Source organism: Rhodococcus gordoniae, from assembly GCF_001646655.1.
GTDB lineage: Bacteria > Actinomycetota > Actinomycetes > Mycobacteriales > Mycobacteriaceae > Rhodococcus > Rhodococcus gordoniae.
The window spans coordinates 1-19,744 of record NZ_LPZN01000054.1; the positions used below are offsets into that span (position 1 = coordinate 1).

Here is a 19,744-nt window from a genome sequence, read left to right on the forward strand (position 1 = left end):
AGCTTCAACCGGAGCCGACATATGCCACCGGGCCGCACCCTCAGGTGCTGTGCAGGTCCCCCGGCGCACGCTGCTGATGCGCTGACACACGCCTATCGAGGCGGTTCGTCGTCCCCCTCGAGGACAACGATCGAGTCCCCACCGAAGATCACCTGCCCACCCACGGCGGGTGGCGGACCGTCCGGGTACCGACCGACGCCGGCGTCTCGAGCGAACTCTTCCCAGGTGGTGGGTTCACCGTCCTCGATGATCGGATCCCCGAGCGAAAGGTCGTAGTCGTCCTCGAGCTCGGTCTCGTCGTTGCCGGAAGCGTCGTTCGGACTGGTCATGGTGGTGCCTTCCTCGATCGGAGTGGGAGTGTCAGCCATCGGATAGGCGGCCCTGCGCATCCCTACCTTCCAAGGTCGGTGGCTCCCTGATGAACAGCGTAGTGCTCGGCGCCGGCTCCACTGTGGACCGTAGTCGGCTCCCACTTTCCGTGTACCAGGCCATTCTGAAACGAGCAGTTAATGCTTTTCGAGTCCGTCCCGAGCGGAGAGCACGGACTCGGTCGGCCCTCCTTCACTGGGCCTGGTCAGGTTCCCTCGAACGGACGAGAACCGGCCCGGTGTTGGGCTACTCCCAGGACGGCGGCTCACGTGCAGGATCGTCGAGTACCGCGTCGATTCGCTCGTCGGCCACAATACGCTCGATTGCATCCGCGCCGGCGCCGATCGTGGCGAAGTGCGGATCGACATCGTTGGTGATGCACCAGGAACGGTCCGCCGGCCAGATGAAGGCAGGATCAGGACAGTCGCCATACGGCCACCGCGCAGGGTCGTCGCTATTCCAGTCCGTGTAGTCCGCCAGCGTGCCGCGGAACAACCAGTAGACGCGATTGGGGATCGCAAAGTTGGGCGCCGAGCGGATGGTGGTGGTGCCCCACCCTTCCCACAGGCAGAAGTAACATTCGTCTGGTGTGGTCGTGTATCGAGACAGAACCTCCAGTGCCACGCCGATCTGATCCTTCTCCGACAATGCGTTCTGATCGAAATCGACGTCACTCGTCTTCTGTCCAGGAAAGCTCGGATCGGGGATGAACCTCACCCGCGCATAGCTCGGATATCCGACCGGGCCGCGACCTGCCAATCGGTACCACGGAAGTCTCTGCTCGACGAGCCAATCGGCGACCGAGACATCGTGGCACAGTTCGAAACTCACCCAGCCAGTATCTACGTGGTCGGCCCGCGCCGGCCCCGCGCGATCCCGACAAGCAGTGTCTTGTGTGGCGATCGTCCAACAGGAGACCACTCGCGCCCCAATCTGCTCCAATGATTCGGAGACCGTAGGAACGCTCCGTAGCAGCCGGGACCGGGCCTCACGACGGTGTCGCCCACGCCCACCGCCGGAAACCCGCAATTATCAGACACGACCTGGCCGCCCCGGGACAGCTCCGCTCCCAGATCTGCTGGCTTACTGCTCGTCGGGTTCCGGGAACGCGAGCACCGTGATCACGTCGGCGTTCCTCGGGTCGGTCATCGGATCGGACCGGACCCACTCGACGACGCCGGCGGCTCGAGTCTCGAGATCGATCCGTTCACCGGTGCCGTCCGGACGGACTGCGACCAGATCTCCCGCGGCGACCCAACGGGTTCCGTCCGCGGACTCGGCTACATCCGGTCTGCTCTTGCGTGCCGATATCCGAGCGGCCAGTGCCGCGTCCTCGACCGGAACCAGCTGCCCGTCCTCATCGAGCCGGCGCACCGGATAGGGATCGGGTTCGACGCGCACCACCCCGTACCGCTGATCGATCCGCAGGATCGGGCGGGGAAAGGTGCACAGGAACAGCCGTCCCCCATCGACGACACTGCGGCCACCCCCGGTAGTAACGCGTTCGATGCGCACCGCATTGTGTTCGCTCCGATCGCACCGGAACACCTCATATTGGGAGGTGATCCAGCAGCCGTTCCGATCGGCATGCAGGACGCGGGTCCACGCCGCGGTCGGCGCCTCTATCGTCAGCGGCACCAGGAACTCGGTCACCACCGCCGGGGTGTGCGAGATGTCGACATGCAGCAGGACCGGATCGGAGCGGTCCATCACCCATACATCACACTCGTGCACCGCCACCGCACCCGCGGTGAACCTGCGCTGGGGCAACGGCACATCGTCGAGGTCCAACTCGAGGAGCACCCCGGTCGCAACCCACGGATCCACGGCCGACGAATCCGACCAGTTCGACCAGAAATGCTGCGGGGTGGCCTCGACGGCACTCGATCGCGCCGAACCGTCGACCACACGCAGCCCGCCGCCCGGCTCGGATTCGATGCGTTGCTCGACCAACCGGATACGCCGGACCCGGCCCCGCACCGCGGTGGGATGCTCCGCTCCCGTCCACCCGATGTCGACGAAGAATCGTCCGGTGAGCTCGACCGGTCCCGCCACCGGCCGATCGGACACCAATTCGGCACACCACCGATCACCGATCAGCTCGATCGGCCACCACAATCGACCGTCAGCAGACGCACCCGGGGCACACCCGAAAAAGGGACGTGCCACAGCACGCACCACGCGTACACCCGGCGCCGATGCAGCGGTGGGATCAAACCTCAACACCACCTCGACGACGTCACCCACAACAGGAGGATCCAGCGAACGGTCATCGAAAACCCAACCGGGAACGAACACCGCAATCGCGCTACCACCAGACTCGACAGTCATTGCTGCACCCCACGCACTCGACGATCCGATGGACGACGCCACCGGGCGCAGGGCCACCCTTGCCGGCACACTACCGCCTCACCTCGGCTCGGTGCCGGTGCGAAACTCGTTCTTCGGCTGACCATCGACACCTGTTGTTTGACGATGATTAAGCAGCACAGAAGAGACACGTCTCCAGAGTGGATCCGACCCGGATGCTCCCAGGTCCCAAGCGCGCCCATGACCTCGCGCGAGAATCGAGGCTGACAGCGCAAAACCGTGACATGGTCATCACCATGGGACGGACAACGGGAACAGTGCGCGAATGGCACGCCGAGCTCGGGTGGGGCGTGCTCGACTCCCCCGACACCCCCGGTGGGTGTTGGGGCGCATTTCAGCCACATCGACGGAACGGGATTCCGCGCACTGACCGTGGGCGCAGCCGTCCAGCTCGACTGGGAACCCGCACAGCAGGACGGATACTCCTTCCGCGCCACCCGTATTCAGCCGCTGGACGAGTGAGTCGTGATGCTCTCGAACAACGAGGACCCAGGGTCGGTGTGGCAGGCCCACGACGTCCTCGACGATGTCGCTGCCGGTGACTGGGTCACCGCCGCGTTGCCCCGCTTCGATTCCACCGTCGGCTCGTTGGTGCCGCCGATCTACCCCGGCTACACACGGGTCCTGCATCCGGCGACGCGCGTCGCGCATGACTCCGGTGCCGTGGTGCCGGTGCGATGGGCCGAGATCGCGGCCACCACAGGCGCGATGATCCATCCGACCGTCGAATGGTTCTCCCTGCTGCACGCCGGGACCAACCGCGGCGACGGCGACGGCAACAGCACCGTCTGGGACGATGCACCCGAGATCGGGGACATGCCCGAAGAACAGTTCGCGGCGCTGGCCACGGTGCTCGCCGAGTACACCGACACCCCCGACGACTGTTGGTTCGGGTTCTGGGAAGGGCGCGGCGGAGCGTCAGACATCGAACTGTCGAAAAACACGCCGCGGCTACATATTCCTGGTCGCGACAACTACCTGGTCCACGGCGCCGTGCGCGATGCCGTCCGCACACTGGGCTGGTGTGGTCCGAACCTGTGGTGGCCTCAGGACCGGGCGTGGTTCGTCGCCACCGACATCGATCTGATGTCGACCTACATCGGCTCGTCGGTCGACTGTGCCCGAGCGCTGCATGCCCGCCCGGAGTTGGAGACCACCGACACCACCGCCACGAACCGGGTCACCTGGGACAGCGACGACGTCAACCCGCTACCACCGAACCCGTACACGCGGTCACAGCCGCCCTCGACAGGAGCCGTGCCATGATGCGGCACACGCTCGACTTCGGTAATCCGTTGCCGCCGGGCTGGACCGCACTCGACGAGAAACACCGGTCTCAGTACTGGGATCGGTTCACCAACCGGTTCGGGTTCCGGCCCGGTACCGACGAAGCGACGTGGCCGGCGATCGCCGAACCGGCACCGTCGATCACGTTCGATCTCACCGCACCCGCCGACATCGCGGGCGCATGGTCGAGTCGCTTCGACGCCGTCAATACCGAAGCGTTGCGGTGCTTCGTCACCGAGTTCGCCGACGATCCGACGTTCGTGGTGCTGGACTGGCAGCACACCTGCTACCGGCTCGATGCCGCCGTGCATGCAAGCACCCCGGACACCGAGTGGCGGGTGCCGGTCTACCCCAACGGCGACTACTACATCTTTCTGCGCGAGGACCTGAGCGAGGGAACCTTCGGGCACCCGTGGGAACAAACCCTGTGCGTGTTCGGTGAACGACTGCTGGCCTCGCTGGGGCGGACCCTCGCGACGTGGCTGCCCATCACACGAATCGACGGCCTCCGACCCGACGATGCGTAACGTGCCCGAACATCCTCGATTGCCCTTGCTTCAGGTCCGCTGTTCATTTCAGATGCCGGTACAGCGTGGTGCGTCCGACCCCGAGGATCTCCGCGATCTCGGTCTGACTCATCCCGTTGTCGCGCATCAGCTTCGCCTGCTTGATCTTCTTCGGCGTCATCTTCGGTGGTCGGCCCCCGGCCCGGCCGCGGGCTCGGGTCGCGGCAAGGCCGTCCGAGGTGCGTTTGTGGATGGGGTTGCGTTCGAACTCGGCGAGCGCGCCGAAGATGGAGAAGATCAGCTTGCCGCCGGCGGTCGTGGTGTCGACTGCTTCGGTCACCGACCGGAACCCGATACCGCGCTCTTCGAGGTCGGTGACCACTTGAAGCAGATGCGGCAGGGACCGGCCGAGTCGATCGAACAGTGCCTGGTGGACCGGTGATCTGCGGTGATAGGTGGCACGGTTCCGAGCGATGGAAATGGCATGGTTCTCGAAGCACAACTGTGCCCCGGAGTACTCGCGAACACCGCGGCGGACAATTGATCAGATCCATCTCTCGTACCGGTCGGCGGGCATCAACTTCGGGAAGAACTCCCTTCGTAGATCGCGGATCAGCGCGATGTAGTTCCCGCCGTCGGTCCGAGCGGCAGTTTCAAGGCTCTGGAACGTGCCCCGCAGCGGATCGAATGCAAACGATTCGGAGGCATCTCGCACCGCGTACATCGCGATGACCGGCGCCGGAGCCGGACCGTTCTCAGGGATTGTGGTGTCGATGGTGGGGTCGTCCTGGAACGCCTGCCACAGCTGCTCAGGTTCGTCGCGGCCGAACGGGGGCGGCAACGTCCGGTTGCCGTCCTCGAGCGCATCCAGTGCCGGCGCGATCCAATCCCTGTCGGCGATGCCGGCGATGGTGAAGGCTCGTCGGACAGCCCAGACGGTAATGCGCCGAAGTTTCGGCTCGCGAGGCCTCGCGATCGCGTCCGCAAGCGCGCGATCGACACCGGCGAGGTCGATCGCTTGGGGGCACCGGCTCAGTTTCTCGGACGGCGGTCTCCCACCCCATCGGATGGCCTCCTGCTTCGCCGCCTCGGCCATCTTCTCGTAGCCGACCCTCAGGTAGATGGTCGCGTCGGCGGCCGGATCGGGGTCCCACCACGCGCGGGTCGGATGTTCGACGATCTCCTGATCCCAGGCACTGTCCGTCTTGTGAAGCCGAAACATCCCGTGGGGCCGATTCACCCGCCACACCTGCACCAGATACTCCTCGGTGGGCTCGTCGACCTCGAGAGCCCAGTGCGTGTCCCGACCACGACCGGACACCCGGAACCGATACGACCCCCGGCCGATGGCCAGCCGGTCGAAGTCGGGTAGCTTCTCCCCACTCAGGGTGATCACGGCGAATGCCTTGGTCACCTTCACCGTGGCTTCCTCCGCGACCTCCCACGCGCACCGATCGGCGTGGAAAGCCGGCTCGTTGTCGCAGACCTCGACGGTCAACGACACCGGACCGTAGGCGATGCCGGTCATGACCGTGACGAAGTTCTGCCCGACCTCGATGACACTGCCGGTCTCCGACGGTTCGTAGGTTTCCGCGGTCACAGATCCCAGGACGAACTGATGATGATCCGCGACGGCCACGCCGGATTGGTTCATCAAGGCACGGTAGCGCACGAGGACTGCACCCACTCCGAGGACAAACGGGTCAACCACCGCTCTGATCGGTGCCCCTCATGTGCGCTCCGCCGCGATCACTCAACACATCCGGTAGCGGGACCGCCAGATCTGTCGAGGTAGTGATCATGGCGGAGTTCAACCCTGAAAACGTACTGCTCGAACACCACTACGTGCTCACGTCATTCGTGACCACGTAAGACCCGCCCCGACCTCTGGCCGATACTTCCCCTGCAACAAGGCTCCGTTTGTAGTCAGGGCGGTGAGCACATCACTTACCAGCGCTCCGAGCGACGGCCACAACGCCTCGGAGCCCCCCATGCTGGTGCTGAACTCGATGACGCAGCCGCTCAGCTCGCCGCTGCGCATGTCCACGACCAGCACAGCACCGGTGTTGTCTTCGGCGATCGGAATGAACTGCGGAACGAAGCGATCCGCTGGTGATCCCGCCGGACGCTCGGCATCTGCGGCAACCGGAGGAAGATCGGCATTCTGTTCGACTACGAATTCCTCAGCGTCGAAGAACATCTGCCGCACCTCGAGCACACGACCCAGATCCACCAACTCGAAAGCAGGAACCAGCTCGAAGCCACCGCTGTGCTGCGTGAACAGTGTCCGCAGGTCGGCAGTCCATCGGACCCCCGTCGCGCTCTCCACTTTCGTAACGTCATCGAGGGGTGCACCACTGACGATCGAGACATCGGCGACCAAGTCTCGCAATGCCTGCCACACTGCCGCGAAACCCGCGGACTCGGCCCCGTAGCGAGAAGCCACCCCAACCGGTGTCCGGACTGATCGCTCTGATCGGGGAGGCGATTGCTCCTTCTGGGATCGGCGATGCACCCTCTCTCGGACTGCGCGCTCTACGATCTCGTCGACCGACAGTGAACCGTCGAGACCTTCGATCTTGTAGTAATCGTCATCTTCGTCCTCGCCGTCGAGTTGAAGAGTCGCGCCACCGGCGAGGGTCCTGCCGAACTTGTCGGCCCAGGCATGTGCACGGTCTGCGGCATCACCGATGACATCCGGCAGGGCGCTGCTCGATGTGCTGCCTTTCAGAGTCACGAGTCCTCGGCGAGAATCATCTTCTTGGACTGAGCTGATGGTGATCCGCCAGTGCGTCGTCATGTGATCGAGTCTCCTTCGGTCCGGCTGGGGGCATGCGGTGACCAGCACGTGACCGCGGTACAGGCCTCAAAGAATCAGCCGACACCAGCGCCGGTCTTCTCGTCTCACCAGACCAGCTGCGGTTCTGTCGAATGTAGGACGGGAGGGCAGACCTATACACAGAACTGTCTGTGGACGGTGTCGGTGCTCGATACCGGCGATTGTCACCTGATACTCGACGCCGGCCGTCGGCCTCGGCGCAAGACGGTGGGCGTCACGGTATTCAAGAGTGTCGGGTTCACAGGTGTGCGCGTAGATCAGTCGGCGCCGCAGGCGGCGGTGCTGATCGCCGGTGAGCTGCAGGATCAGCTGGCCGGCGGGATGCCGTTCGTGCAGTGGCCCATCGACGGACAGCGGTTGCTGACGCCGACGTTTCGGGACGGGCACGCGGTGTGGATCGCTCGCAGTTCGGATCGGGTGATCGCCGAGATCGGCTACTTGTGCTCGAGTTGAATACTCCCGTCCGTCCGGTCGATGCGTTCGGGGTCGAGACATCTGTGTCGGTCACGAGTGAGCGCCTGGACCCGTTCCCACAACCCCGGTTCAGTCGCGCAGGTTTGGATACCTGGTCGATGTCTGCGTGTGTTCGGTGGTGCCGGCGGTGTAGAGATGCGAGAAAAGTCCCTCGAAATGCAACCCCGCGTCGTGGTGGGCGTGGACGAGTTGGTCGCCGAGCTGGTTTTCATCGCCTGCCCCGTGGATCCCGATGCGGATGTGCCACAACTCGTCATCCGAAGTCAACGGGTGCGGGCGGTGCTGGGCGTTGGCTCGGGCATCGTCGATCACGGTCGGGTCGGTGATCCGGTGGGGGTCGCTGATCTGCCAGCGTCCGATGGGTGCGAGAAGGTCGGTCAGCACTGCTCGGAGGGCGACGAGGTAGCCGGCGACATCGGCGGTGACAACGTGCAGGGTGTACTCGAGCAGGTCGTCGGGGTGGAACGGGCGTGGGGGATCCGGTTCGGCATCCCAGACGCTGCCACGGTAGATGTCGATTCCGCCGACCGGCGGAAGGTCGGTGGCACGGGTGTCGATCAGACACAGCATGGGATGGCCGTACAAGCCGGCCAGGCGTGCCTGTCGGGCGAAATTGTCGACAAGCACGTGCGCGGTGCGAGGCTCGAGACCGAGCAGAGTGTCGAATCCGGCGATGGCCAGGACCGTGCCGGTGGTGGCGGGGTCACTGCCGAACAGATAGGTGCCCACATCGGCGAACACATTCGCGAGCGCGTCGAGGCTCGCGCCGTAGGAACGGCGGTAGGACAAGGTCTCGGCGAGGGCGTCGTACATGTCGCCGGTCGAGGTCCAAGGGTGCGCGTCGATGCGGTGCACGAGATATCCCACGCCGCCGAGCCGATCACAGGCATTGTCGAGCTCGAAGCCGGTGTCGTAACGGAAGACATGGCCGTTCTGCAGCAGGCTCCAATCGAAGCGGTGCCGCTGCTCGATGAACAATTCACGATCGGTGGGGTCGAACACTGCGCGGCGCACCATGACCGTGAGCGTAGAGGCCGGCGTCCTCGTAGACCCGGACGTAGGGCCGTCCGCTGACGAAACCCTCCACAGCTAACACATGCCTGACACATGACCAACCCGGGAGAACGTCGTCCGCCCTGTCATCACGTCGCTGCCACAGACCGCTCGCGGGAGTTGCCCGGCGCGGGACGGCCGTGCAGCGCAGCCGCGACCGCTCCCAGGGCTGCCAGCAGAACAGCGAAGAGCAGCGATCCCCAAAGCGAGGTCCAGTTCGCCAATTGAATCGCCCCGAGTTCGGCGGAGGCTCTCGAACCTGTGAAGGATGGAGAGCATGGCAGCACCGCGGAAGTACAGCGTTGAGTTGAAGGAACGAGCAACGAGGATGGCGGTCGAGGCCCGCCAGGATCCGGCGACACGGCCGGGTGCGCTCAAACGGATCGCCGATCAGCTCGGAGTGCACCCAGAGGCGCTCCGGACCTGGGTCAAGCAGGCCGAGGTCGACGGCGGTGTGCGTCCGGGAACCACGACCAGTGATGCCGAACGGATCGCGCAGTTGGAACGAGAGAACCGCGAGCTGCGGCGGCGAACACGATCCTCAAGCAGGCCTCGGCTTTCTTTGCGGCGGAGATCGACCGCCCACAGCGCTGATCGTGGAGTTCGTCGCCGCTCACCGCGACGAACACGGGGTCGATCCAATCTGCGCGGCGTTGCGCGAGACAGCCGCCCAGATCGCTCCGTCCACGGTCCGAGCCCATCTGAGCCCACAGCGAACCGAATCGGCCCGTGCGGTGCGTGACCGTCAGGTTCTGTCCGAGATCCGGAAGGTTCATGCCGACAATCTCGGGGTGTACGGGGTCCGCAAGGTGCACGCCAGCCTGAAGCGGATGGGGATGCCGGTGGCCCGGTGCACCGTGGAACGATTGATGAAAGCCGATGGGCTACAGGGAATACCCCGATTGAAAGGCCGGAAGACCACACACAGTGACGGGGTCGAGACTCCGCGGCCGGCGGATCGGGTGCAGCGGCGGTTCGTCGCCGACGCGCCCAACACGTTGTGGGTGGCGGATCTGACCTACATTCGTACGCATTCGGGGTGGGTGTACGCCGCGTTCGTCCTCGACGTGTTCTCCCGGATGATCGTCGGGTGGCAGGTCTCGACGTCGATGCGCACCGATCTAGCCCTCGACGCCTTGGATATGGGGTTGTGGGCGCGCCGACGGGTCGGCCAGGACGTTGCCGGGTTGATTCACCATAGCGACCGCGGCGTCCAGTATCGAGCGGTGCGCTACACCGAGCGACTCGACGAGTGTGATGCGGTGTCTTCCGTTGTTTCCAAAGGTGATTCGTATGACAACGCGATGGCAGAGGCGTTCAACTCGTTGTTCAAGGCCGAGTGCATTCGCAATCCCGTGATGCGTCCACGCGGGGGCTGGCGGAGCGTGGGAGACGTCGAGTGGGCGGTCGCCGAGTACATCGACTGGTTCAATCATCGCCGCTTGCATGGCGAGATCGACCACGTTCCACCTGCCGAGTACGAGGCCACCTACTGGTCGAAGCACACGGCGGTCGACTACCGTGAAACCCCGGTCCTCGCTGAGGCCGGAACCAGATAGCCGAGCCTCCGCCGAACTCGGGGCGATTCACAGTTCCGCGACGACGTCGTCAGGGTAGCCCGTAACCGCGAACCAGGCCAGCACCTGCGGCAGATCGCCGCGGACTTCGGCATCAGCGAATCGTGCCTGACCAACTGGATGCGAAAGGCCGACATCGAGGACGGCCTCGCGCCTGGCACCACCGCCGGTGAGAACGCCGAACTGCGTGAAGCCCGCAAACGCATCCGTCTGCTCGAGCAGGAGAACGAGGGGTGCTGCGCCGGGCTGCCGCGTACCTGTCGCAGGCGAATCTTCCGGGAAAATGATCTACCCGCTCGTCCGCGAGCTGGCCGCCGGCGGGATCCCCGTCGCGGCGGATGTGCCGGGTCCTGGGGATCGCACGGCAACCGTACTATCGGTGGCTCGCTGATCCGGTCACCGATACGGAGCTCGAGGAGGCCTATCGGGCGAACGCACTGTTCGACGCCCATCGTGAAGATCCGGAGTTCGGCTATCGGTTTCTCGCCGACGAGGCCCGCGAGGCGGGTGAGTCGATGTCGGACCGCACAGCCTGGCGGATCTGCTCGACCAACAGATGGTGGAGCGTCTTCGGGAAGAGACGCGGTTCGAAGAAGGGTCGTTCCGGGCCCGCCGGTGCACGACGATCTCGTCGGCCGCGTCTTCACTGCGGACAAGCCGAATCACTTGTGGCTCAACGATATCACCGAACACCGCACCGACGAGGCAAGCTCTATCTGTGTGCGGTCAAGGACGTCTACTCGAACCGGATCGTGGGCTACTCGATCAGCGACCGGATGAAGTCCCGCCTCGCCGTGGCCGCCCTCGAATCCGCAGTAGCACGACGGGACTCGATCGCCGGATGCGTGGTCCACTCCGATCGCGGATCGCAATTCCGCAGCCGGAAATTCGTCCGCGCCCTCGGTCGTCACGATCTGGTCGGGTCGATGGGCCGGGTCGGGGCGGCCGGTGACAACGCCGCGATGGAATCGTTCTTTGCGCTGCTCCAACGCAACGTCCTCGACCGGCAACGTTGGGCCACACGCGAGCAGTTACGCATCGCGATCGTCACCTGGATCGAGCGGATCTACCACCGCCGGCGACGTCAGCTCCGACTCGGTAGATTGACGCCGGTCGAGTTCGAGACGATCATGACCACACCAGCCACACAGGCTGCGTGACCGAAACTGTCACCGAATCGTGCAGCAGTCCCGGAGGTCATTCAATAACGTGAAAGTCTTCTGGCACGTCGAACACCGTGATATCCGTGCAGACATTCAACGGCGTTTTCCAGTCAACGACTAGGAAAAACTCGACCCCGCCAGTTATGTCGTCGCCCGGGTTGGGCGGGTGTGGTCGAATATTCTTAACTTCAATCTGGGCTGCGCCCTTGACTCGACTTATCCCAAACTTGGGGTCGAAAGAATCTCTATGATGAACGGCTTCGCATGCGGAGATGTGGACAGTGGAGTGCATATTAATAAGGCCGTTCCAGTTGTAATTTCTCCAGCCCGTCGTTGCGTTTTTCCATAATACTCTTATGGTCCTCGCCATGATGCTACCTTCTCCTATGCTTTTCCGCGCAACGCAGATTCCTGCGCTATCGCGCGAACCCCATGAACTTGTTACTCGTCATCTAATTTCGAGATCATCTCCGTGCACCAATACACCGATGGCATCCACATCGGGTGAGGTTACGGTCAGATTGATGGCGACTTCGAATGATTCGTCGTGTACATCTATCTCGGGGCGAATCTTGAAGAGCAGGAAAGAAACCACTGCCTCCTTGGCGGAGCCAGCTGCGGAGTTTACCTGCAACAAGTCTGGCTCGGGCACGTTGAAGAAGGCACAGAATTCGTCGCCTCTGATACTTCCGTTGGCCACCACGTGGGCATCGCGTGGGGCAGATGTCTCAGCGTCCCATCTAACTACGAGTGAGTTTCCACTGTCACTGAACTTCCACTCGCAACTCTCCCAGCCACCCGACGGAGCTGGAGAATTTCCGTTGTGCTCGAAGGCAAGTACATCCGCGTTCCTGAAAGCGTCGGGACTTACCTTGTCGCCGGCGAATGCCGAGCCCAGCAGATCAGCCAAGCCCCTATAGCTGCATCCGAAGTCCTTCACCGTGATTGACGGAGTCTCGTCGTGGATCGCGTAGGTGTATGCGTTCGGTTCACCAAGCACGTTAGTGGGAGGTGACCCGTTGAGATCCTCCCCCGCCGGTACAGCGAGGGTACGAGCCCATCGGATTTCGGTACCAGTCATTGCGCCCCCTCATGCGTCACGGCGGGAAGCCACGGAGGCTCGTGTCGGAGGTAAAGAAATACATTGCATCCCACACGTCTCGCGGATATCGGACAAAGGTACGAACCCGCCGTCCGCGCTCCCCCAAATAAGGGTTCCCCACCACTCCTGTGAAGTCAATAGTGGCCGTAGATGGGTTGACAGTTGATCAGATACTCGACGAATCGATTCGATCACGAGCACAACAATCGCCAGCGTTGGGGAGACAACCCGAGTTGGCTCATTTCGTTAGTGCGTGGCTTCGGTACCTGAAATCCGATCGAGCAGCACCTGCATATCGGCCTCGACCTGCGGCGGGAACGTGTGTCGGGTGCCGTTGATCGCGATGGTCGCCGACCGCAGCGGCCGCAACAGCTTGACGACCTTGCCGATCGCGAGACCGCTGCGGTCCTGCACCACCCGGGAGACCGCCAACGCCGCGAACACCACCGTCAGGTGCGCCTCGATGGCGTCGCGGGTGCGGTGGAAGATCGGTCGTGCCCGCAGATCCGTTTTCGACATCCGAAACGACTGTTCCACGTGCCACAACTCGTGATACTTCCCGATGACTTCACCCGGATCCATTAGCGAGACAGGAAGGTTGGTGACGTAGCCTTTCTTAGGCCGAGTTCGACCTAAGAAGGGTTATAACGATGTCGGGGTTATGCCGACACGGTTCGCATCGTTGCTGGTGGCGGCGTCGTCGCCGGTGGATTGTTCGGCATAATCACCGACTGCCGAGTCAGGCGTGATGCTGGTCTTCCCTGGTGACGAAGGGAAGGAAACCCAGCTATGTCCACTACCAATGACCACTCCCGCTGGATCACGATCGACAACGCGATCGAGGACTTCGACCGATACCTGATTACGGGCAAGAATGCATCCGCGATGACCCGTCAGTGCTATATCCGGCACGCTCGAGCATTCCTCGACACCGTCACGACGCCGTCGGGCACGGTCGACCTCGACGCAGTGTCAGGTCCGCAGGTCCGGTCCTATGTCACAGATCTGAGCGGGCGATACGCCCCACAATCGTGCAAACTCAAAGCCACTGTGCTGCGCTGCTTCCTGCGGTTCGCGTGGATGTCCGGACAGATGAGCGCGGATCTGACCGGCGCGGTCGGCACGGTCATCACCCATCGGTCCGGCAAGATCCCGAAGGCGCTGCACCCGGACGAACTGGCACGTTTGTTGGCGACGCCGGATCGGCGGACGCTGGGCGGAGCCCGCGACTACGCGCTGCTGATCCTGATGTCCCGTCTCGGGTTACGTGCCGGCGAAGCCGGCGGACTACGCCTCGACGATATCGACTGGGCACACGCGCACCTGAGAGTGCGGGTCAAAGGCGGCAACGTCCTCGAGCTGCCCATCCCCGGTGATGTCGGTTCTGCTCTGGTGGACTACCTTCATCGGCGTCCCACTTCGACACCTCTCCGTGAAGTGTTCCTCACGAACTACGGCACGCCGGTGCCGATGACCCGCGGCGCGGTCACTGCTGCGGTCGCCCGCAACGCCCGGGCAGCAGGACTGGGAACGATCTACGCACATCGGTTGCGACACAGTGCTGCTCGTGCCGTGCTGGCCGGTGGCGGCACGTTCGAGGAGGTTGGTGAGCTGCTCGGGCACGCCACCCGGCAGGTCACCATGGCGTACTCGTCGTTCGATCTGACGTCGATGCGTCCCCTCGCCCGCCCGTGGCCGGTCAGGGGGCAGTGATGCCCGACTGGGCTGCCCTCATCGACGAGTACCTCGCCTTCCGCATCGCACGAGGATTCCAACCGAGCCGCAAGATACAGCGATTGCTCCCGCAGTTCGTTGCCTCGCTGCCTCACAGTCGCGACGACAGTCTGCTGTTCAGCAACTCCGATGTGCTGACCTGGGCGAACGCCCCTGATCGGGCGGCGCCGTCCTGGGTCTCGGCCCGCTTGTCGATCGTGCGGGGTTTCGCGCTCTATCTCGCCGGATCCGGCCTACCCGTCGTCGTGCCGGCCTGTCGGCAGGCACCGACCTCGTCTCGTCGAGCCACCCCGTATCTGTATTCGACCTCGCAGATCGTCGACCTCATGGACGCCGCCGACGTGGTGTTCACGCCCTTGCGTGCTGCCACCATGCGCACCCTCGTCGGGTTGCTCTTCGTCACCGGAATGCGCATCGGTGAGACGCTGCACCTGAATGTCGGCGACCTCGACACCGAGCAGAACACCCTGATGATCCGGCCCGCGAAGCTCGGTCGCGAACGCATCGTCTGCCTCGATACCAGCACCACCGAGGCGCTCCGCGTCTACCTGGGCGATTCACCACGTCGGGTTCTGGGAACCGGCGCCGATCGGCCGCTGTTCGTCACCGGCAGAGGCACCGCGGTGTCCTACTCCGAGGTCTGCGGTTTCCATCAGATGGTGCGTCGTGTCGGACTGGTCCGCCGGGCCGGTGCCCGTCCCCGCCTGCACGATCTGCGCCACAGTTTCGCCACTCGGACGATGATCGAGGCCTACCGGACAGGACGCGATCCCGCACACACGCTGACCGTATTGTCCTTCTGGCTCGGGCATTCCAACCCGGTCGACACCTACTGGTATCTGCAGGCCGCACCGGAAGTCGCGGCGATCGCCGCCGGGCGCCTCGACCACGGCCAGGAGTGGTGATGAACCACCGTCTCGCCCCGATCCTGCAGCGGTACTTCACCAGCTACGCGCTCACCCAGCGGGCATTGAGCCCGGCCACGATCCGAACCTACCGCGACTGCTGGGCACTGCTACTGACCTTCGTCGCCGAACGCACGCAGATCCCGCCCCACGCACTCGAACTGGCACACATCGACCACCGTTGCGTCACCGAGTTCCTCGATCACCTCGAGAACGATCGCGGCAACAGCATCGCCACACGCAACCTGCGGTTGGCTGCGATCAAGGCGTTGCTGACCTTCGAGTGCGCGACCATGCCCGAGCACCTCGACACCATCGCGGCAGTTCAGGCGATCCCCGTCAAGAAACACCCGCGACCGAAGCTGAATTACCTCACCGCCACCCAGGCACAGGCCCTGCTCGACGCGATCGACACCACGACCTGGACCGGGCGACGGGATCAGGCCATGTTCACCCTCGCCGCCCACACCGGGCTGCGTGTCAGCGAGTTGATCTCCTTGACCGTCGACAGTGTACATCTCGGCACCGCCGCACATGTTGCCTGCACCGGGAGAGGCCGCAAACACCGCACCACACCGCTGACAGCCGGCACCGCTATGCTTCTGAAAGCCTATCTGCGCGAACGGCACACCCGACCCGGGCACGCACTGTTCCCCAACCCACGGGGCGAACCGTTGTCCGCCGACGCGATCGGGCAACGGCTACGCACCCACCTGCACCGCGCAGCACTGGCTTGTCCGGAACTGGCCGAGACCCGCATCACCGTCCACACCCTCCGGCACACCGCGGCGATGCGGTTCCTTGCCGCCGGCATCGACACCGCGGTCATCGCGCTCTGGCTCGGCCACGAGTCCACCGCGACCACCGCCATCTACCTTCACGCCGACATGGACATCAAACGACGCGCTCTCGAACGGACACGTCCACCGGAGACCGTCGCAGGTGACTACACACCGCCGGACTCGCTCCTGGCTTGGCTGCAAGGCTTGTGATTATGCCGAACAATCCACCGATACCGAGACCCCCACCAGCAACGATGCGAACCGTGTCGGCATAACCCCGACATCGTCATAACCTTTCAGCCCGACGAGCATCCGGACTCGTTCGAGCGACGCGGTATCCAGTCGCCGGCCTTTCGCAGTCGCCTTCACGAACCGCGTCGATTTCGGGGCGGTGTCCCCGTCGACCACTGCCCGGGCGCGGGCTTCCTGCGCGTTGAGTGTTTTCTCGTCCCGGGCGGCGCGGCTGCGCGAGTACTGCCAGATCGCCCGCCACGCATTCGGATGGTCCCTCTCGTTCCAGACGGGCTCGGCTCGTCGCCGGCGGTTGTTGACCACGGAGCGGCCGTGCCGTGGTGTGATCGTGTCGATGATCTGACCATCGGTGAAAACATTGCCGTTCCAATGGAAGTGGGAGGTTAGATCACCGGGCGCTTTCGTGGCGCGGGAGCCGACGATGAACTTCAGCCCGGCCTCGTCCAACGCTGCGAGATTGGACGCGGACAGCATCCCGGCGTCGGCGGCGACGACCATCTCGACCCCGTCGAGGTCGTGACGGGCCTGGAACTGCCGCACGATCTTCCGCAATCGTGTGGGTCTCGGCCGAATTGCCCTCGTAGCAGCCGATCTCGAGCGGGAAACCGGTGCGATCCACCAGCAGCCCGACAACGATTTGCGGGTCGACTCGTCGTTCCTTCGAGTACCCGACTTTGCGCAGGTCATCTTCCTCTTCTGCCTCGAAGTACAAGGTCGTCACGTCGTACAACAACAGGCTCATGCCGCCGGTTTCGGCGGCATGAGCGAAACACTTGTCGGCGATCCTGTCCCGGTACTTACCTGCGGCAATCTGCTTGAGGTGGCGTTTGATCGTGGCGTAGCTCGGCGGGTCCGCCCCGAGATCCTGCAGGACCCGGCCGACATCGAGTTTCGAGCCGGGCTCGACGATGCGGGAGATCACCAGATCGCGGAACACCGCATCGTCGACGATCCCGAAGCCGAGCTGGTCGTATACCTCGGCCAGCACCTGCCGCAGCAGCACCGACCCGGTCGATTCGGTACGTCCCGGCGCATCGACCTGCGGAGGTCCGGTTGCAGGTTCGAGCAGTGCGCTCTGCCCGCCGACCAGCGGCTTTTCCACGGGAACCTGGGGCGTGACACCCAGGTCGAGGGCCTGCTGGTCGGGTTCGAGCCAGGCACTGGCGCGTTCGAGGAGCATGCCGAATTCGACGTCGGTGTGGGCGGAACCGATGTGTTTGACGCTCTCCTGCCGGCCGCCCACGTACCGGGCGACCTGCACGGCCGTGGCCCCGGACTTGGTGCGCACCTTCCTGACAAACGCCACGCGCTGAGCCTAAAACCCTGGCTGTTAGTGCGTGAAATCAGCTCGCTCGCGACAAGAACCAGCAGGTCACAGACGTGAGCCGTCGTTCATGTCGAATGCGTGAGCCAACTCAGGTTCGAGGCCTCTCGTTTATGCCGGCTGATACGCTCCCGTATCGATCAGTCGATCCGTGTTCCGTTGGCTGGGTGCGGCGGTTTGCACCCAGCACATTCGGGTGCAAGCCTCCTCTGCGGGTTACCGGTGTCAGTTCGACGAGGGCTTCACCCGATCGGGTCTCGGTGCATGACCATTCCCGCGTGATACAGGACGTCGCCGCGGAACTCGCCGTCGGCGGAGAACCCGGTATCGTCGCGGTAATAGATCATGGTGCCGTCGACCCGGTAGTCACCGGTGTAGGCGGCCTCCCGGCTCCCGCGGGCCTCGACGTATCGTCCCTCCGGGAGGAGGCGTTGGCGGATGTTCCCGTCGGCGGTCACCCACAGTCCGACGAACGGGTGTTGTTCCTGCTTCATGTTCTTCGCTTCCTTCGTCGTCTTCACAGTGCTGCCGCCACCCGTCGGGTGATGTGGTCGCGGGAGCGGATCACGTCCTCGCGGAGGGCGTCGATGTCTTCGCCGACCAGCGAACCTGCCCATTTGCGCGGGGTACCTGCGACGAGGACGGTGTCGATGTTGCGTGCGTCGGAGCCGAGCACGAGCGTGCCGACGGCGTCGTTGAGAGGCATGTTGTTGACGTCGTCGGCACGGACGATGAGCAGATCGGCCTCCTTGCCCGGGGTCAGCGAACCGGTGACGTCTCCGAGCGCGTTCACGCGCGCCCCTTGGAGAGTCGCGAAGTCGAGGACGTCACGCGTGGTGATCCGGTTGAGGGACTCGTCCGTTCCGTAAGCAGCGTTGGTGGCGCGCATGCGTTGGATGGCATGCAGGGCTCGCATCTGGGTGAACATGTCGCTGGCGAGCGCGACTTCCACATCGATGCTCAGACCCGGCCGGATCCCGACGGCGAGGGCCTCGTCCACAGCGGGCACCGCCGTCTCGAGACCGATCTGCGCGTCGGAGGTCGGGGCGAGCGAGACCGTGACACCGGCATCTGCCATCGCCGACCATGCTTCGGAGGTCAGTCCGGTCGAGTGGATCAGTGTGAGGGTCGGATCGAGGATCCCCATCCGCGCCCAGCGCAGGATCGCCTCGGACGAGGGCACTCCGAAAACCGCGTCGATGCTCGTCCACACGTCGAGATCGCGAGCGAGAGCGGCGAGTTCGGGTCCGTAGGCGATGACGGGTCCGCCGATCTCGTCGGTGGACAGGGCGGCCAGTCGCACGGTGACGAGACCATCTGCGGCGCCGTGGAAATCGCTCACCAACCGGTTCATGTCAGCGGGCCACTGGCGGTCCCACTCACCGAAGTGCGGACCCATCGAGGCATGCACTCCTCGGATTCCGGTGTCGATGAGCGCGTTGAGCGCAGCATCGGAGTGCGCGGAGCTGCGTGAGTTGTGCGAGAAGTCGAGCATGGTGGTGATACCCGAGTCGAGCGCCGTCAGCGCGGCGAGTCGGGTCCCGATGTACATGTCCTCCGGCGCGTAGTTCGGCGCGACGCCGGCCAGGGTCGACATGACGTATTCACCGAGGTCGGCGACGTCGGGGATGCTGCGGCGCAGTTGCGCCTCCCAGGCATGGCGGTGGGTGTCGACGAAGCCGGGGCTGACGATCGCGCCGCGGGTGTCGACGACGAAGGCCGCTGCGGCGGTGGCGCCGTGCTCGGGATCGGAGCGCAGGTCGGGTCCGATTGCGGTGATTCGGGAGCCGACGAGCAGGACGTCGCCGGTGTCGAGGTCCGGGATGGTGGGATCCATGGTGACGACGGCGCCGCCGGTCAGCAGGATCGGGCGGCCACTGTCGCGGGCCGCGGTGAACTCGGTGAGGGAATTCTTCGGCATGGTGTGCTTTCGGGGGTTGGTGGCAGGTCAGGAGCGGTGGAAGGTGTAACCGGCGTGATGCAATACGCCTTCGGCGAATTCGCCGA

19 protein-coding genes, 3 pseudogenes and 1 other annotated feature are annotated in these 19,744 nt (G+C 64.2%); of the genes and pseudogenes, 9 read left to right on the forward strand and 13 right to left on the reverse strand.

Going from position 1 to position 19,744, the window contains the following annotated elements; genetic code table 11:
- Positions 1–92: 92 nt before the first annotated feature.
- From A8G18_RS18950 to A8G18_RS18960, 3 genes are all read right to left on the reverse strand, one after another.
- Positions 93–329 (reverse strand): hypothetical protein, encoded by a 237-nt coding sequence (locus A8G18_RS18950; protein WP_147290723.1) that lies wholly within the window; start codon positions 327–329, stop codon positions 93–95.
- Positions 330–615: 286 nt separating this feature from the next.
- Complete coding sequence (locus A8G18_RS18955) at positions 616–1,200, reverse strand: hypothetical protein (protein WP_064065087.1); 585 nt, start codon at positions 1,198–1,200, stop codon at positions 616–618.
- Positions 1,201–1,452: 252 nt separating this feature from the next.
- On the reverse strand, positions 1,453–2,424 hold the full coding sequence (locus tag A8G18_RS18960; RefSeq protein WP_147290722.1) for a hypothetical protein: 972 nt from the start codon (positions 2,422–2,424) through the stop codon (positions 1,453–1,455).
- A gap of 630 nt (positions 2,425–3,054) precedes the next feature.
- Between A8G18_RS18960 and A8G18_RS18965 the strand changes: the two genes are divergently transcribed.
- Genes A8G18_RS18965 through A8G18_RS18975 form a run of 3 tightly spaced genes read left to right on the forward strand, consistent with a single transcriptional unit; the run spans position 3,055 to position 4,553 of the window.
- A complete protein-coding gene (locus tag A8G18_RS18965) occupies positions 3,055–3,201 on the forward strand; it encodes a cold shock domain-containing protein (RefSeq protein WP_245207918.1) in 147 nt (48 codons plus the stop codon).
- A 6-nt stretch (positions 3,202–3,207) separates the two neighbouring features.
- Positions 3,208–4,005 (forward strand): hypothetical protein, encoded by a 798-nt coding sequence (locus A8G18_RS18970; RefSeq protein WP_064065097.1) that lies wholly within the window; start codon positions 3,208–3,210, stop codon positions 4,003–4,005.
- The gene (locus tag A8G18_RS18975) at positions 4,002–4,553 is read left to right on the forward strand and encodes a DUF2716 domain-containing protein (RefSeq protein WP_064065089.1); all 552 of its coding nucleotides are present in this window, start codon (positions 4,002–4,004) and stop codon (positions 4,551–4,553) included. The genes A8G18_RS18970 and A8G18_RS18975 overlap by 4 nt, the downstream gene beginning before the upstream one ends.
- Before the next feature lie 43 nt (positions 4,554–4,596).
- Here the strand turns inward: A8G18_RS18975 and A8G18_RS18980 are convergent, their stop codons facing one another.
- The 3 genes from A8G18_RS18980 to A8G18_RS18990 all read right to left on the reverse strand — a co-directional run bounded on the left by A8G18_RS18980 (position 4,597) and on the right by A8G18_RS18990 (position 7,332).
- Positions 4,597–5,034, reverse strand: a complete 438-nt coding sequence (locus A8G18_RS18980) for a recombinase family protein (protein WP_342435216.1) — start codon at positions 5,032–5,034, stop codon at positions 4,597–4,599.
- 42 nt (positions 5,035–5,076) lie between these two features.
- Positions 5,077–6,186 carry a M15 family metallopeptidase domain-containing protein gene (locus tag A8G18_RS18985; protein WP_064065098.1) on the reverse strand — a complete coding sequence of 370 codons (1,110 nt, stop codon included), beginning with the start codon at positions 6,184–6,186 and terminating at the stop codon, positions 5,077–5,079.
- Between the two features lie 195 nt (positions 6,187–6,381).
- Positions 6,382–7,332 (reverse strand): SMI1/KNR4 family protein, encoded by a 951-nt coding sequence (locus A8G18_RS18990; protein WP_064065090.1) that lies wholly within the window; start codon positions 7,330–7,332, stop codon positions 6,382–6,384.
- A 48-nt stretch (positions 7,333–7,380) separates the two neighbouring features.
- Here A8G18_RS18990 and A8G18_RS22885 point away from each other — a divergent pair, with 48 nt between their 5' ends.
- Entirely contained in the window at positions 7,381–7,824 is a 444-nt protein-coding gene (locus tag A8G18_RS22885; RefSeq protein WP_147290721.1) for a hypothetical protein, read from the forward strand.
- Between the two features lie 90 nt (positions 7,825–7,914).
- On the opposite strand, the gene A8G18_RS19000 is transcribed toward A8G18_RS22885, so the two are convergent.
- Positions 7,915–8,862, reverse strand: coding sequence for a barstar family protein (locus A8G18_RS19000; RefSeq protein WP_245207919.1), 948 nt, complete (start codon positions 8,860–8,862; stop codon positions 7,915–7,917).
- 313 nt (positions 8,863–9,175) lie between these two features.
- Here A8G18_RS19000 and A8G18_RS19005 point away from each other — a divergent pair.
- Positions 9,176–10,457: pseudogene (locus A8G18_RS19005) on the forward strand (IS3 family transposase).
- Positions 9,453–9,581, forward strand: a sequence feature (AL1L pseudoknot). It overlaps the preceding pseudogene by 129 nt.
- Before the next feature lie 356 nt (positions 10,458–10,813).
- On the forward strand, positions 10,814–11,635 hold the full coding sequence (locus tag A8G18_RS19010; RefSeq protein WP_245207922.1) for an IS3 family transposase: 822 nt from the start codon (positions 10,814–10,816) through the stop codon (positions 11,633–11,635).
- 37 nt (positions 11,636–11,672) lie between these two features.
- Here A8G18_RS19010 and A8G18_RS22890 read toward each other — a convergent pair whose 3' ends face one another.
- The 3 genes and pseudogenes from A8G18_RS22890 to A8G18_RS19015 all read right to left on the reverse strand — a co-directional run.
- Entirely contained in the window at positions 11,673–12,008 is a 336-nt protein-coding gene (locus tag A8G18_RS22890) for a hypothetical protein (protein ID WP_147290720.1), read from the reverse strand.
- Between the two features lie 78 nt (positions 12,009–12,086).
- Positions 12,087–12,719 carry a hypothetical protein gene (locus tag A8G18_RS22895; RefSeq protein ID WP_147290719.1) on the reverse strand — a complete coding sequence of 211 codons (633 nt, stop codon included), beginning with the start codon at positions 12,717–12,719 and terminating at the stop codon, positions 12,087–12,089.
- A gap of 267 nt (positions 12,720–12,986) precedes the next feature.
- A pseudogene (locus A8G18_RS19015) lies at positions 12,987–13,358 on the reverse strand (IS1634 family transposase); the annotation flags it as partial.
- 171 nt (positions 13,359–13,529) lie between these two features.
- Between A8G18_RS19015 and A8G18_RS19020 the strand changes: the two are divergent.
- The 3 genes from A8G18_RS19020 to A8G18_RS19030 are packed head-to-tail and all read left to right on the forward strand — an operon-like array spanning position 13,530 to position 16,371.
- On the forward strand, positions 13,530–14,453 hold the full coding sequence (locus A8G18_RS19020; RefSeq protein ID WP_084421966.1) for a tyrosine-type recombinase/integrase: 924 nt from the start codon (positions 13,530–13,532) through the stop codon (positions 14,451–14,453).
- Positions 14,453–15,379, forward strand: a complete 927-nt coding sequence (locus A8G18_RS19025) for a tyrosine-type recombinase/integrase (RefSeq protein ID WP_064065101.1) — start codon at positions 14,453–14,455, stop codon at positions 15,377–15,379. Before A8G18_RS19020 ends, A8G18_RS19025 begins: the two co-directional genes overlap by 1 nt.
- The gene (locus A8G18_RS19030) at positions 15,379–16,371 is read left to right on the forward strand and encodes a tyrosine-type recombinase/integrase (protein ID WP_064065103.1); all 993 of its coding nucleotides are present in this window, start codon (positions 15,379–15,381) and stop codon (positions 16,369–16,371) included. The genes A8G18_RS19025 and A8G18_RS19030 overlap by 1 nt, the downstream gene beginning before the upstream one ends.
- A gap of 78 nt (positions 16,372–16,449) precedes the next feature.
- Here A8G18_RS19030 and A8G18_RS19040 read toward each other — a convergent pair.
- The 3 genes and pseudogenes from A8G18_RS19040 to A8G18_RS19050 all read right to left on the reverse strand — a co-directional run.
- Positions 16,450–17,719 (reverse strand): annotated as a pseudogene (locus tag A8G18_RS19040) (IS1634 family transposase); the annotation flags it as partial.
- 260 nt (positions 17,720–17,979) lie between these two features.
- On the reverse strand, positions 17,980–18,231 hold the full coding sequence (locus A8G18_RS19045; protein WP_172506155.1) for an Atu4866 domain-containing protein: 252 nt from the start codon (positions 18,229–18,231) through the stop codon (positions 17,980–17,982).
- Positions 18,232–18,254: 23 nt separating this feature from the next.
- Positions 18,255–19,658, reverse strand: a complete 1,404-nt coding sequence (locus tag A8G18_RS19050) for an amidohydrolase family protein (protein ID WP_064065096.1) — start codon at positions 19,656–19,658, stop codon at positions 18,255–18,257.
- Between the last annotated feature and the right edge of the window lie 86 nt (positions 19,659–19,744).